General features: G+C 53.5%; 10 protein-coding genes. 7 read left to right on the top strand and 3 right to left on the bottom strand.

Annotation, left to right across the window (positions count from 1 at the left end):
- Positions 1-7: 7 nt before the first annotated feature.
- Together MFFC18_RS14890 and MFFC18_RS14885 are read right to left on the bottom strand one after the other, a co-directional pair.
- The gene (locus tag MFFC18_RS14890; protein ID WP_075083362.1) at positions 8-811 is read right to left on the bottom strand and encodes a FliA/WhiG family RNA polymerase sigma factor; all 804 of its coding nucleotides are present in this window, start codon (positions 809-811) and stop codon (positions 8-10) included.
- Between the two features lie 584 nt (positions 812-1,395).
- A complete protein-coding gene (locus tag MFFC18_RS14885; protein WP_075083360.1) occupies positions 1,396-3,480 on the bottom strand; it encodes a flagellar biosynthesis protein FlhA in 2,085 nt (694 codons plus the stop codon).
- 191 nt (positions 3,481-3,671) lie between these two features.
- Here MFFC18_RS14885 and MFFC18_RS14880 point away from each other — a divergent pair, with 191 nt between their 5' ends.
- Both MFFC18_RS14880 and MFFC18_RS14875 read left to right on the top strand, forming a co-directional pair.
- Entirely contained in the window at positions 3,672-4,667 is a 996-nt protein-coding gene (locus MFFC18_RS14880) for a mechanosensitive ion channel family protein (protein ID WP_084416952.1), read from the top strand.
- Positions 4,668-4,759: 92 nt separating this feature from the next.
- Positions 4,760-5,941 carry an LptF/LptG family permease gene (locus tag MFFC18_RS14875; protein ID WP_157665081.1) on the top strand — a complete coding sequence of 394 codons (1,182 nt, stop codon included), beginning with the start codon at positions 4,760-4,762 and terminating at the stop codon, positions 5,939-5,941.
- Positions 5,942-6,312: 371 nt separating this feature from the next.
- Here the strand turns inward: MFFC18_RS14875 and rimI are convergent, their stop codons facing one another.
- Positions 6,313-6,813 (bottom strand): ribosomal protein S18-alanine N-acetyltransferase, encoded by a 501-nt coding sequence (gene rimI / locus MFFC18_RS14870; RefSeq protein WP_238381204.1) that lies wholly within the window; start codon positions 6,811-6,813, stop codon positions 6,313-6,315.
- Between the two features lie 532 nt (positions 6,814-7,345).
- Between rimI and MFFC18_RS14865 the strand changes: the two genes are divergently transcribed.
- The 5 genes from MFFC18_RS14865 (at position 7,346) to MFFC18_RS14845 (ending at position 14,481) form a co-directional block, all read left to right on the top strand.
- The gene (locus MFFC18_RS14865) at positions 7,346-8,755 is read left to right on the top strand and encodes a glycosyltransferase (RefSeq protein ID WP_084416950.1); all 1,410 of its coding nucleotides are present in this window, start codon (positions 7,346-7,348) and stop codon (positions 8,753-8,755) included.
- A 47-nt stretch (positions 8,756-8,802) separates the two neighbouring features.
- Complete coding sequence (locus MFFC18_RS14860; protein WP_075083355.1) at positions 8,803-10,206, top strand: B12-binding domain-containing radical SAM protein; 1,404 nt, start codon at positions 8,803-8,805, stop codon at positions 10,204-10,206.
- 195 nt (positions 10,207-10,401) lie between these two features.
- Positions 10,402-10,788, top strand: a complete 387-nt coding sequence (gene panD, locus MFFC18_RS14855) for an aspartate 1-decarboxylase (protein ID WP_075083354.1) — start codon at positions 10,402-10,404, stop codon at positions 10,786-10,788.
- A gap of 16 nt (positions 10,789-10,804) precedes the next feature.
- Positions 10,805-12,316 (top strand): excinuclease ABC subunit UvrC, encoded by a 1,512-nt coding sequence (locus MFFC18_RS14850; protein ID WP_084416949.1) that lies wholly within the window; start codon positions 10,805-10,807, stop codon positions 12,314-12,316.
- A 218-nt stretch (positions 12,317-12,534) separates the two neighbouring features.
- On the top strand, positions 12,535-14,481 hold the full coding sequence (locus tag MFFC18_RS14845; RefSeq protein WP_157665080.1) for a choice-of-anchor B family protein: 1,947 nt from the start codon (positions 12,535-12,537) through the stop codon (positions 14,479-14,481).
- Positions 14,482-14,490: the final 9 nt, after the last annotated feature.

Raw genomic sequence — 14,490 nt, 5'->3', positions numbered from 1 at the left:
ATCATGACTACTTGATTCGACCGCCACCGCGGCCAAACTCGTTGCGACGAGTACCAAGTTGATGCTGGAGGCGTTGCACGATGCTGCTATGCATCTGGCTCACGCGACTCTCGCTCAGATCAAGCGTTTGCCCGATCTCTTTCATCGTCAACTCTTCGTAGTAATAAAGAATGATGATCAGACGCTCGTTGCGATTGAGACCTTTGGTCACCAGACGCATCAAATCATTCTTTTGAATCCGACGCGTTGGGTCTTCGCCCTTTTTGTCTTCAAGGATATCGATTTCTCGAACGTCCTTGTAGCTGTCGGTTTCGTACCATTTCTTGTTCAGGCTGATCAGACCAACCGCGTTGGCATCGCTGATCATTTTCTCGGTCTCCGGAACCGTCAGTTCCATCTCCGCAGCCAATTCCTGGATGGTGGGCTTGCGACCCATCTTGGTTTCCAGACGCTTGGTTGCGTTTCCGACTTTGCTGGCCTTGGAGCGGACGAGGCGAGGCACCCAATCCATGGTTCGCAATTCATCGAGCATCGCACCGCGAATACGCGGCACGCAATACGTTTCGAACTTGACCCCACGCTCCAGATCGAAAGCGTCGATCGCGTCCATCAGTCCGAAGACTCCGGCCGAGATCAAGTCGTCGAGTTCGACACCATCCGGCAATCTTTGCCAGATTCTTTCTCCGTTGTACTTCACCAGAGGGAAGTACCGTTCCATAAGAGTATTCCGCAGCTGTTTGTCGCTGCAGTCTGGTTTGTACTTTTTCCAGACTTCAAGGATCTCTTCGTTTTTTGCAACCGTTGTCGCCATTCAATCCTCCGTGATTGGCTCGCGATATCTTTTGGTTCCACGCCAGGCAAGCTACTGACCAACGCGACCGGATTTATGATTTCAGTTCATCAAAGTTACTTGTGAGAGCAACCTGACGGGGGAGTAGTTATCAAAAATCGCTTCATCACGTCAATGAACAAATTACAAGGTTCGTAATTTTTGCGAAAAACCGCGACGGGAAGCCAGTCAGAAACCACAAAGCAAAGTACGCGCAGACGTGCGCATAGAATTCGCTTTCGAAAAACATCGGCGTTCGGTTGGCCAACAGTCCATCAAAAGTTTGCAATTTTCCCGATGGACAAACTTTGAGGGGAAACCGAATAATCATGGACGGCCGTAGCAAGGTTCCACAGCGGTGCTGTGTTTGGCAAGTTCTGCCACGCTGTGGGGCGTGTGAGAAGGCTTGGTGACAGACGCGATATTCACGCTTGCGTGAACATGCTTGCGGTCTTGGTCGCGGCTTCAGCGGCGGCATTCGTGGTCGTCGGAGCCATGTCCAGGCACTGAATCCACCAACAACAGAATACGCCAATACAGCGACAAGAAATTAGACGAATCGTTGGCTACGCTGCGGAACGTTCCAGACGCGACAACTGTTCCGAGGTGATTTCGCCAAACACGGTCGCGTGAACGCCTTCCAGCTCTCGATCGCCGATCACGAACGGATTGCTACCGATTTTCCGACACAGCTCCGCAACGACAGGTCGAATCGATTGATCGACCAACGCCACCGGACGTAAGCCAGCCGCCGACATGCGAGATGACGCATCGTTCATCGCAACAATCAACATCTCCACAATCGAGTTCGGCATGTCGAGGTGGAGTTCGTCTCCTTCGTCCGACCACGCACAAGCAATTCGATTTTGTAGCTCTTCCGAAATCGTGAACACGGAGATCGCTCCATGAGAATCCGTTGCCAATCCGCCAGAGATATGCCGAGCCAGTTTCATTCGGATTTTCTCGACCAGTTGCGTCAGCGTTTTCGTCTTCGGCGCCACCGAGCCGATTGTTTCCATGATCAAATGCAGCGGGCGAATCGAAACGCCTTCTTCCAGCAGCGACTGCAGCACCGTTTGGACATCGGCCAGCGGCAGAACATCGGGCACGATTTCGTTGACGATGGTTGGCGAAGATTTTTTCAGCTCATCCATCAGCTGAGCCGTCGCGTCTCGAGTCAGCAATTCATTCGCGTTGGCGATTGAGCATTTCTTTAGCTGTGCTGTCAGCACCTCGGTGCAAGAGCGGATTCGATAGCCGGCCAGTTCCGTTTGCTCCCAGGCAGAGGCCTCAATCCAGTATCCGGGCTGCGCAATCGATTCCGACGCAAGCCCTACAACGACGCCATTCTCCAGTGGCTTCGTTGCCGAACCGCAGTCCATTGCCAGCAGATGATCCGGCTCCAGCGACGCACGCTCGACCGCATTGCCCTGGATCATGACGCGATACTCTTTACGTCCAAGTTTTAAATTGTCGCGGATTCGAATTTTGGGAAGGATGATTCCCAGTTCCGCGGCCACCTGTTGGCGTACGCTGCTGACGCCTTGCAACAACGTGCCTCCCTGTTTTGCATCCACCAGTCGAATCAGGTCCAGGCCCAGTTCGATTTCCATCAAGTCATTGGTCAGTAATCGGTCGATCGAAATTTCCTTGACCGGCGCAGGTGGCTCGGGTGCCGTATCGGACTCAGAATTCGATTTCTGTTGGCTTCCGGTCCACGCAAACAACAGACAGATTGCTCCGACAGATAACAGCGGAATCATCGGAAGCTTGGTCAGGACCAGCAAGCCGAGAAATACTGCAGCAGTGACCAGAACGATAGGCTTGGCCAAAACCTGTTGGACGGCTTCCCGCGAAAGATCCGTTTTGCGATGACTTCTTGTAACCAGAATGCCGGCCGCCAGAGCGATCAACAGCGCCGGAAGTTGGCTGACCAAACCGTCACCGATTGTCAGTTTGGTAAACGTTGCCGCCGCATCGGGCAGGGACATGTTGTGCGTCAGACCGATCGTCAATCCACCCACGATGTTGATCAGCGTGATCAGTACGCCAGCAATCGCATCGCCGCGGACGAACTTGCTTGCTCCGTCCATGGCTCCGTAAAAATCAGCCTGTTCCGATGCTTCGCGACGAAGTGCTTTGGCTTGTTCGGCGTCGATCGCGCCCGAGTTCAGTTCTGCTTCGATCGCCATCTGTCGGCCAGGCATTCCGTCCAGCGAAAATCGCGCGGATACTTCACTGATCCGAGTCGCACCTTTGGCGATGACGACAAACTGAACGACAACGATAATGGAGAAAATTACCAGCCCGATTGCAATCGAATCTCCCGTCACAAAGTTGGAGAAACTGGCGATCACGTCGCCGGCAGCCTGTTCGTGGTCCTGCGGTCCGCGAGTCAGAATCAATCGCGTAGTTCCAATGTTGAGTGCCAGTCTGGCGAGCGTCGTGCCAAGCAGAAAAGCCGGGAACAGGCTCAGCTCCATCGGCGATTTGGCGTAGATCGTACTCAGCAACATCACGATCGCCAGCGTCAGGTTCGCGGCCAGCAGCACATCCATTAGCGCCGGCGGCAGCGGAACAAGAATGACAGTCAAACAGGCAATCAGCCCTGCGGGGATCAGAAAGTCAGGCCATCGTTTCTGCAGATTCATGGTTCAATATTCGCGCGTGTACTTTTTACATCAATCGCGGAAAGGTAGAGAGATGCGAACCATCGGTCCAGAGATGATGAGAGCAGCAGGCAAGCAGTCCCTGTAACATCAGCGTCGCTAGCACAACTGACCTTGAGCTTAACTTTCAATTTTCTAAACTCGCCCGACTAATTCAGACCAAGGACTCGGCAATGTACGGACGCATGAGAAAATCAAATTCAACAACTGGCTATGTGCTGCTAGCAGCGTTCTTCGCTGTGCTTCTGCTTCCAGGCGTCGCAATGGCGTGGGATGCAGAAATGGCCAAACAGCTTTCTCAAGGAGCCTCTGAACATACGGCTTCGATTGTTGAGCTCGTGCGAGGAGCCATCGGCGGCGATCGTCCATCGATCGATATCCTCGTTCAGACCAAACTGATCCCAGCCATTATCCTGTTGGCGGCACTGGTTCTGACCTGGACCGTTGCGTCTTCGATCGGGCGCTATGTCGGTGGCATGGTTTCAAAGAAAGTCGACCTTACACTCGGCAAGTTTCTGACCAAAGCCGTGCGGAACCTGTTGATGGTCGTCGTTGCCATCGGCGTGTTGGGCTATTTCAAGGTGGATGTAACCAGCTTCGCCGCCGTGCTGGCTGCTCTCGGTTTCGCCATCGGTATGGCCTTGCAAGGCACGTTGGGGAATTTCGCATCCGGCATCATGCTGCTGATGTTCCGTCCTTTCAAAGTCGATGACTTCATCGTCGTTGCAGATACTCAGGGAACGGTTGAAGAGATCGATTTGTTCACAACTCGAATCAATACGCTCGACAATCGCCACATCATTATTCCCAACAGCGAGATCTTCGGCAGCAAGCTGGAGAACTATACGCGAAACGAACTGCGCCGCGTTGACGTTAACGTCGGTGCAGCCTACTCGGCAGACCTTGATCGGACCCGAGCCGCGCTCGAACGAGCCATCGAGAAATCTGACTGCGTCGCTGAGCCTTGCGGATACGTCTACCTGATTGGTTTGGGTGCCTCTTCGGTCGACTGGCAACTGCGTGCTTGGTGCAAAACTTCGGACTACTGGGCAGTTCGAGAGCAACTCGTGGCCAACGCGAAAAAAGAAATGGACATCGCTGGAATTGGAATTCCATTTCCACAGCTTGACGTTCACGTCGGTGGCAAATTGCTGGCGAAATCAGCTTAGTCGACGTTCGCAAAACGGGTCGCGAGACTACGGAACACCAATCCACCAGGTTGTCGCCAAACAGGCGCACCGGGCACCAAACGAGAACCAACTTGATTCCAAAGCTGATAACTCGATACGTCGTATGGGAACTGCTCAAAGTTTTCATCGTATCATCGTCGGCGTTCGTCCTGTTGATGCTGTTGGTGGGTTTGGCTCAAAAGGCTCGCGAGTACGGCATTGGCCCGGACATCGTGATGCAGCTGATCCCGTTTCTTGTCCCCGAAGCTTTGATGTTCGCGATCCCTGCCACGTCGCTGTTCAGTGTCTGTGTCGTTTTCGGACGCATGGCAGCCGACAACGAAGTCACTGCGCTTGAGTCACTCGGGCTGTCCAAATCCATGGTGGTTATGCCGGCGCTGCTGATGGCGTTCGGCCTAAGTTTGGGAGCCGTTTGGCTGAACGACGTTGCTTATGCGTGGAGCCATTTTGGGATTGAACGCGTCGTCCTGCAAAGTACCGATCGGATCGTTTACAGCGTGTTGCAGCAGGAAGGTAGCTTTAAAAACGATCAGTTTTCAATCGAAGTCGGTCAGGTCGACGGGCGGACACTGATTCAGCCAATCGTCACCGTCAACTCGGGTGCCAACATCCGTGTGGCCGCGGCGTCCGGGAGTCTGACTTATGATCCAGACACACACAGTTTGCAGTTTCGCATGGATCATGGATCGATCGACAGCGACAGCAATTTTAGGCTGGTCGATGGAGAGCATTCCAGCATCGACATTCCGTTGCGTTCGCCCGACGATTTGGCCAAGGATTCCAGTCCATCCCATCTGTATCTCAGTCAGATCACCGGCGCGGTTGTCGCCCAACAACGCAAGCTCGAATCACTCGAATCGCAACTGACTTTGGAAGCGACGGCTCAATGGATGACCGGCGATATTGTTGGCCTGTCGCACGAAGGCTGGGCCGCGCTAAACAGGAAACTGGACGACGCCCGCTATCGTCTGGCGCGGCTGAAAGTCGTGCCGCATCGGCGTTGGGCGAATGGTTTTAGTTGCCTCGCGTTTGCCATTATTGGCGTGCCGGTAGCCTTGCGTCTGAGAACTGGAAACTACGCCACGACGTTCGGCGCCTGTTTCGTGCCGATTCTTTTGCTGTATTATCCGCTATTCATGTTCGGGCTCAATGGAGCCAAGATGGGAACGTTGCCAGCGTGGTCGGTGTGGCTGGGGAACGTCGCCTGTGCCCTGGTTGGCGTCTTGCTGTTGCGGCACGAACTCCGAAAGTAGCTCTACTCTCCAGACTCTCGGTACCCACTGGTTTCGTCTTCGGACAGTCGGCGGTTATCTGAATAACCGGACAGCCTGAATAGCCAGGTTTGTCACTGCCCTTATGTCCGCGAAGCCGACATGTTGACGCCATGCGTCGACAATTTGTTGCCGCTGCCTTGTTCGCCAACGCTGCGGTGATCCTGGAAAGTTTTCGCTCTCTGCTGCAAAACTTTGCCGAATCGATGTGAATGAATTTGGTCTGATCACGATCGAAAGAGCCTCAGTTTGACGCTGCGCACAAAAAAACCGCGCCTCAGGAATCCTGGTCGGCGCGGCTTGGTGTGTTTGCAATGCGTTCGGATTTGAAACGAACTCAGTCGTCGGCAGGCTCAGCCAGCAAGTCGTCTGGCGATGCGGTTTACAGGCTCGAACTGTTTCTCGGCTTCGCTCATGAAGCGGAACTGCATCACGTAAGCGTCTTCGACAGTATCGTCGTAGTAATCTCTCAGAACCGACGTGGCCTTGAAGCCCAGGTTTCTGAAGAACAACTGAGCCGCCAGATTCGTCTCACGGATCTCAAGCAAAATCTTGTTGCGACGCTGCTGAGAAAGTTTGCTGACCAGCTTGTTCACCATCTGTTCGCCGATGTGGCGTCGGCGAACGTCCGGGCGGACAGAAAAGTTCAGTACGTGAAGCTGGTCTTTATGCAGTTCGTAAATCATAAATCCAACGACTCGTTCGTCATATTCGGCCACCATGCCGATACAGTTTCGCTGACGAAGGCAACGAATGAAGTCTTCCTCAGACCAGGGGAACTCAAAACTCGATTGTTCGATCGAGAGTACCTCCGGCATGTCTCGCCGAATCATCCAGCGAATATGCACGTTCATGTCAAACTCAGCTTCCATGCCCATCGGCGACATCCTTTGTCTCATTCTTACGTGGTCGGCGGTGTGGATTTAATCCTTTTACTGCCCAGGGCAGAGGCTTCAACCTAATCCGAATCTCTTGCCTAACTCAATCCTTTTCGGCAGCAAGAAGGCTCAACCTTTGAACTTTTTCAGATCGTTTGGCATCGCCCTCCGCGAAGTTCAAAAAGTATCAAAACGGGTTTCGGGTGCCAAGGTTGAAACGAACTCCAAATTGATTCTTCGATCGATTTGTAAAAGATATGCCGCTGTAAATTCTGGGGTTGATTTTCAATTCACCGGTGAAACTGATGTTGACTCGACCGTCCGCGCGAAACGAGCTGGAACTGAATCGGGTTCGAGATTAAGTGCTGGCGATTTTCGATCGCCACGGCCAATGACAGCGTCGCCAACCAGAAAGAACAGCATTCGGGAATCTCTGCCTAATCGCTAAACTTCGCCAACTGAAAAGTCGAACAAGTACTGATTGCGTCCCGTCTGACAAGGAAGTCCAGTGGTCACGTTTTTTCTTGCATTAGCTATATGTATCGTTGCAGCCCTGGTTTCAGGTGCGCTGCTGTTGGCGTTGACTGTTGAAAATCATCGATTCTGGAAACGGCACCAGCAACGCGGCACGCCTTTCGAACAACAGACCGCAAAAGTCAACCTGATCGTGCCGTGCAAAGGCGTCGCAGACGATACGCGGCGTAAACTCGAAGCGTTCTTCTTTCAGGACCATCCCCATTTCCGAATCTCGTTTGCGGTTGAAGCCGCGACCGATCCGGTCGTGCCGCTCATTCGTGAGCTTCAAAAAGAGAACCGCTTCGTTGAGTCTTCGATCGTCGTCGCTGGTCGCGCAACCCATTGCGGTCAGAAAGTCCACAATCTTTTGGCTGCGATTGCCAAGCTACAGGTCGAAGTCGACGTACTTGCTTTCGCCGACATGGACGCGTTGGTCAAGCCATCCTGGTTGCGTTGGTTGACGATCGGAGTCGGACGCGAACAAGTGGGTGCTCGCACGGGTTATCGCTGGATGGTGCCGGGCAAAAACAATTTGCCGACGCTGATCGGCGTTACGTTAAACAATTCCGTTGCCGCGTGTCTGGGAAAAGGCAGTCACAACCTTGTGTGGGGCGGTTCATGGGCGATTCACCGGAAAGTGTTTGAGCAGACTGGGATGCGTGAGGCGTGGGCGCAAGTGTTGAGTGACGATTTCGTGGCCAGCCGTACGATTCGCAATTCGACTTTCGCCGGCAAGCTTCTGAAGATTCAATTCGAGCCACAATGTCTCTGCGAAACGACAGTTAACTTTGGCTGGTCGTCGCTGATGGAATTTATCGTTCGACAGCTCAAAATCACGCGGCTCTACGCACCGCGGCACTGGACCGTCGCAACGCTCAACAGCCTTGTGACTCAGTTCGCGTTCTGGGGCAGCGTCGTCGCGTGGATCGCCGTCATGAGTTCCGGAGACCGAGGGTGGTTGCCGACTACGTTGATGTTTTCGTTCATCGGAATCTATTTGTTGGCGACTGCGCGGGCAGCGATTCGCCAAAATATGGCCCGACGTCTGATTCCAGGTTGGAGAAAGCAACGGCAAGCACGCCGATTCGACCTGTTTGCCTGGCCGGTTACTGGATTGTTCGCACTGGTCGCGCTGATCGAGTCATCGGTCGGAAAGCGGATCTCCTGGAGCAACATTCACTATCGAATTCAGTCCGGCGGTCGCACGATGGTGCTCGGCCGCAACGTCGAATCAGAGTCCTGGCCAGTCCGAACAGCATCGGTCGTTCCGGATCCAAAGCTTTCCCGTTTTAGGAATTCCAAAGCCAAACCCGAGACGGCAGATTTGCCCACGGCGACTGGCGTGCCGGGAACCAACGTCTTCGCAAATACAGCTACACCGACCGTCGAGCGATCGGTTTAAGACCTCAATCCAGACTCAGTCGCACCTACAAGTTACACGGAATCACTATGAACGTCGTCCTTTGGGATACACGTCGCAACAACGCGCAAAAAGACTTCGCTGGAGGCATGGGCGTCGGGATGCATCCTGGCACAGGCGGAATCCGGGGAAAAATCATTCGGCAAATGTACTTGCGAGATTATCGCCCCACTCCGCTGAATTTTGCGTACCTGATTGCCGTGATCAAGCAGTTGGGCCACACGCCGATCTACTCACTGGATCAACCGCAGCCACCAACGGCTGACGTCTACATCTTCAATCCGGCGCTGGTCACGTTGGACATCGAACTCGAAACCATCAAAAGCGTGCGTTCGCGCAATCCGTTGGCCAGGATCTTCGTCGTCGGCCAGGTCGCGTTCGCGCTTGCCGAATCGCTCGCGGAATCGCTGTTGGAGCAGAATGTAACGATCCTTAAAGGCGAACCCGAGCAACTGCTGACTCGCTGGGACGACGTGATGCAATCCACCGATTCGATTATCGACATCGGCAGCGTCAGCGATCTCAACACGCTGCCCAACCCGGACTGGTCGCAGTTCCAGTACAAACGATTTCGAATTAACTATGACTTCTGGCGATTCCCCACGGCCTACATCCAGCAAAGCCGTGGATGCACATTCAAGTGCAACTACTGCCCATATATTATGATCGAAAGCAAAACTCGCTTTCGCGATCCGGAGGCCGTCGTTGAAGAAATGCGTTTCGGGATGGAACGCTACGGTTTCGAGTCCTTCAAGTTTCGTGATCCGTTATTCGGTTTGAACCGAAAGAAAGCTTTAACGCTCGCGGAAGGGATTCGAAAGCTGCCTCGCAAAATTCAGTTCTCGATCGAAACTCGCGTCGACCTGATGCGAGAGGAAACGCTTCGCGAACTCAAGGACGCTGGTCTGACTGCGATTACGATCGGCATCGAAACGCCCGACGAAGCCACGCTGAAGCGTTACTCTCGCGTCGCGATCAACGACGACCGGCAACGGGATTTTGTGGCGCTCTGTCGGAAACTCGGCATCCGCACTGTGGCCGGGTTCATGGTTGGTTTCCCGGGTGACACGCGGCAATCCATCTGGGATGTTTTGAATTATGCTCGACTGGTCAATCCGACGTATGCAAACTTCAACATCGTGACGCCCTACCCTGGTACCGAGTTTTACAACGAAGTCGAAGACCAAATCGAAGATCACGATTTCTCAAAGTACAGCGTCTATCAACCGGTGATGAAGTACGAAAATCTGACGTCCGCGGAAGTGGCCGAGATGCACGGGAAGTGTTTTGAGAAGTTTTATTTCAGAGCCCGCTACGTCAAACAGAACGGCTTGCTGCTGTGGCCACAGTTGCGTCGATTCCTGCCGAAATCCTTTTCCGCCGTCCCGCCGCAATCGGGTGAATCCGCTGGCTCGGTCGCCAAAGCCGCTTAACTCCTGCGGGCATGAAATGGGCTTTGGCAGGCTCCGCTTGTGCGGCGAAAGCGTCCCCATGCCGTTCTATCGATGCGTTGCTATCGGCGGGCTGATATTTGGCGGCTGAAAGTTGAATCTCAGCGGCGCGGCTTGCCTTGTTCGGTGAAACTGGCACAATGAGTTATTACACCTGACCTTTCACTGGCCCCACAAATGCTCCGTAGACTGCTTCGTTCGAAAATCCACCGCGCTCACGTCACCCAGGCTGACCTCAACTATGAAGGCAGCATTACGATCGACACCGATCTGATGAACGAAGCCAAAATGATTCCGTTCGAAGTCGTTGACATTCTCAATGTGACCAACGGCAATCGCTTGACGACTTACGTGATTCCAGGCGTCGCCGGATCGGGAAAGATCTGCATCAACGGAGCCGCCGCGCGGCTCGTCAAAGTTGACGACATGGTTATCATTTGCTGCTACGGGCAGTTTAACGAAGAAGAAGTCGAAAACCATTCAGCGCAAATCGTGTTGGTGAACGAAAAGAACGAGATCGTTCGCTCGGTCGAAAAATCAAAAGACAACCTCAAGCCCGGGTAAACTTTCAAACGACGTCATGGCGAAAAAGAAATCGAAATCGAAAAAGGCGTCGACAAAAAAGTTAGCCAAAAAAACGGCCGGCAAGTCCGCAAAGAAGTCCGCCAGCACTGTAGGTGACGTCGATTCGGCAACCGCCGATTCTGTTTCTGAAACGCCAAGTGTGTACGAAACGGCTGATTTTGTTCCTGAGCAAACCGTCGCCGGCGACGTTACTCGTTCGCTCAATCCGTTCGAAGCCACTGCGGAAAAAGTCCGCACGTTTCCTCAGTCGCCTGGCGTCTACCTGATGAAGGATTCCGCTGGCGTTGTGATCTACGTCGGCAAGGCAACGAATCTGCGATCGCGAGCCGGTAGCTATTTTCTCAAAGCCGCCAGCGAAGAGTCCCGAACTGCGGATTGGGTCAGGCTGATCGCCGACGCAGATTTCATCGAGTGCGACAGCGAGGTTGATGCGTTGCTGGTTGAGTCACGTTTGATCAAGGACATCCAACCGCAGCACAACAAGATTCTCAAAGACGACAAGACGTTTCCGTATCTGCAGATCACGACCCACGAAGACTTTCCTCGCATCGAAGTCACGCGCGAGCCCATGACTTCCGGAGTGAAGCTCTACGGTCCGTTCGCCAGCGCTGGTTCGCTTCGCGGGGCGGTCCAGGTGCTGCAACGTATCTTTAAATTTCGCACCTGTTCGCTGGACATCGATGAAAACGATCAGCGATGGAAATGGTATCGTCCGTGCCTGTTGGCCAGCATCAAGCAATGCACCGCGCCGTGTAATTTGCGCATTTCCAAAGAGGACTATCGCAAGGACATTCGGCGATTGCAGCAAGTCCTGATGGGCAACAAGAAAAAACTGCTGGGCGAGATGAAAAGCGAAATGCTGGAAGCGTCGAAAGAACTGCAGTTTGAAAAAGCCGCCAGGCTTCGGGACGAAATTGAAATGCTGGAGTCGCTTGACCGCCGCGGTGAACTTGACACGCATGTTCAGCCAGAAGTCTTTCATATCGATCCCAAGAAGGGGCTGACGGGGTTGCGGCAAGTCCTCAAGCTTTCCGAAACGCCGCGCTCGATCGAAGGCGTCGACATCGCTCATCTCGGCGGCAACGAAACGGTTGCCAGTTTGGTGCAGTTCATCGACGGACTGCCTTTCAAGCCTGGCTATCGTCGATTCAAAATCAAGGGCGTGGATGGCGTGGACGATTTCCGCAGCATTCACGAAGTCGTCGCGCGGCGATTCAAACGACTGTCGGATGAAAACGATGTGTTCCCGGATATTCTTTTGATTGACGGCGGCAAAGGTCAGCTTAGCAGCGCTGTCGCGGCGTTTGAGGCTCTTGAGATCGAGCCGCCGATTTTGCTTTCGCTGGCCAAGAAGAACGAAGAAATCTATCGGCCAGGCGAATCCGAACCGATTCGGCTAAGTCGTCACGCTTTTAGCCTCAGGCTGCTGCAATACGTCCGCGACGAAGCCCACCGCTTTGCACAGCACTACCACCACATTCTGCGCTCCAAAGCGCAGTTTGATTGAAATCAAGGACTCGCTTTGATTTAAAAAAGCCGTACGACATCTGGTGCGATGTTCGGTGAAAACGACCGTCGTCGCGGATGTTAGACGAGGGCGTCGTGCGTTTGGGATGGAAAAACGCGAGATAGTGGATATTATGGCAGGACAGTCTCCTTTTGGACGTTCTGGCCATCTGTTTCCATTCCGTTCCTTGCGGAATGGCCTACCTTAACGAGAAGCCCATGCAACTGTCGTCATTCTGTTTCGCGCGTGCCACGTTCCTTCTTTTTGTCTTGAGTCTTGTACTGACTCCGGCCAACACGACTTTCGCTCACGACAACGACGCCAAATCAGTTGGCAACGCCGCGCCGGGGGGCAGTGGCGGAGGCGGTCCGTTTGCGGCCAGTCGAGTTGATCTGCTTTCGAATTTGACGCTGGAGGAGATCGGAGGTGGCGGTTCGGTTCTCGCCAACGATTGCTGGGGGTGGACCGATTCTGCTTCGAGTCGAAAGTTTGCGATCATCGGTTTGACGAACGGGACGTCTTTCGTCGAAGTCACCGATCCGCTGAATCCGCTTTTTCTGGGAAAGCTGGATACCACCGAAGCGGGACAAAATCGGGCTTGGCGTGACGTTAAAGTTTACAACGATCACGCTTTCATCGTTGCCGATGGCAGCGGCAACGATCAGGGCATCCAGACTCTGGATCTGACTCAGCTTCTAACCGTCGACCCGGCCTCCCCGGAATCGTTCACGGCGACCAGCGTGTACTCAGGGTTCGCGTGGTCGCACAATGTCGTGATCAACGAAGCCACCGGATACGGGTACGTGGTCGGAGCCAACACTGCGAACAATTCCCGGTACCACCGCGGCGGACTGACGATTCTGGATTTCAGTGACGCGAACAACATCACCGAAGTCGGTTCATTTTCCGGCGACGGCTACACGCACGATGCTCAAGCGGTCATCTACAGCGGTCCGGACTCAACTTACCTCGGGAAAGAGATCGTGTTTGCCTGCAACGAAGATACGTTGTCGATCGTTGACGTGACTGACAAATCCAACACTTCATTGGTTGCTCGAAGTCCTTATCCTGAATCGAGCTACTCGCATCAAGGCTGGCTGTCCGAGGACCACAGGTTTTTTTATCTGAACGATGAACTGGATGAGTACAATCACGCTCGCGGCCCGGATGGAGATTTTGGGACCGATGACGACGGGGACCCGATTCCCACCAAGACTCACATCTGGAACGTGGAAGACTTGGACAATCCGAGCTACGAAGGCTTCTATGAAGGCGTCGAAAAGACGATTGATCATAATCTGTATGTCAAAGGCGACTTCATCTATCAGGCGAACTATTCGTCAGGCATGCGAATTCTTCAGATCGACAGCGCCGATCCGACATCGCTCACCGAGTACGGTTTCTTTGACACGTTCATGGCGAACGACAACGTGAATTTCAACGGTGCGTGGTCCGTCTATCCGTTCTTTGACTATGGCGACGACGACGTGATTATCATCAGCGATCGCCAAGGGGGAATGTTTGTCGTGGAGCGTGTTCCAGCGCCGACCGTGATGGGAGTCGATGTAAATCTTGCCGGCGAAGAGCAGCGTTCTGCTGTCGAGTCAATTTCGCTGCGTTTTGAAGGCGATGTGACGATTGAAGCAGGGGCCTTCTCTTTGATCCAGCGTAGCACCGCGACGGAGGAGACGTTTGAGCCGTTGTCGATAACGGTCAACGACAGTTTTGCGAACGGCGAAACGGTCGCTACGGTCACTTTTGACTCTCACGTACGCAATTCGCAAAACGCTTTGGAAGACGGAAACTATCAGCTCACTTTGACCGCGTCTTTGGTGACTCGCGAGGGGATACCGATGAGCGAAGATTTTGTTTTTGGCGATGAGGAAGCAGACGGCTTTTTCAGTTTTTTTGGCGACTCGGACGGCAACCGGACTCTGGACGTTTTCGATTTGCTGGCCTTCCGCAAAACCTACGGTATGACATCAGCCGACCCAGACTATGATTTCTCTATGGACTTCGATGCTGGAGGCATGGTCAACGTTTTCGATTTACTGCCATTCCGGACTCGATATGGAAACACGTTGCCCTTCGCATTTGCAAAGTTCAAACAGACAAATCAGGGTGGAAAGGGTTCTTCCGTCACTGATCGTGCGTTTCGAAAGTAGCAAAAACGC

The sequence above is a fragment of the Mariniblastus fucicola genome (assembly GCF_008087665.1).
GTDB classification, from domain to species: Bacteria; Planctomycetota; Planctomycetia; order Pirellulales; family Pirellulaceae; genus Mariniblastus; species Mariniblastus fucicola.
This window is presented reverse-complemented; position numbering and strand designations above follow the sequence as displayed.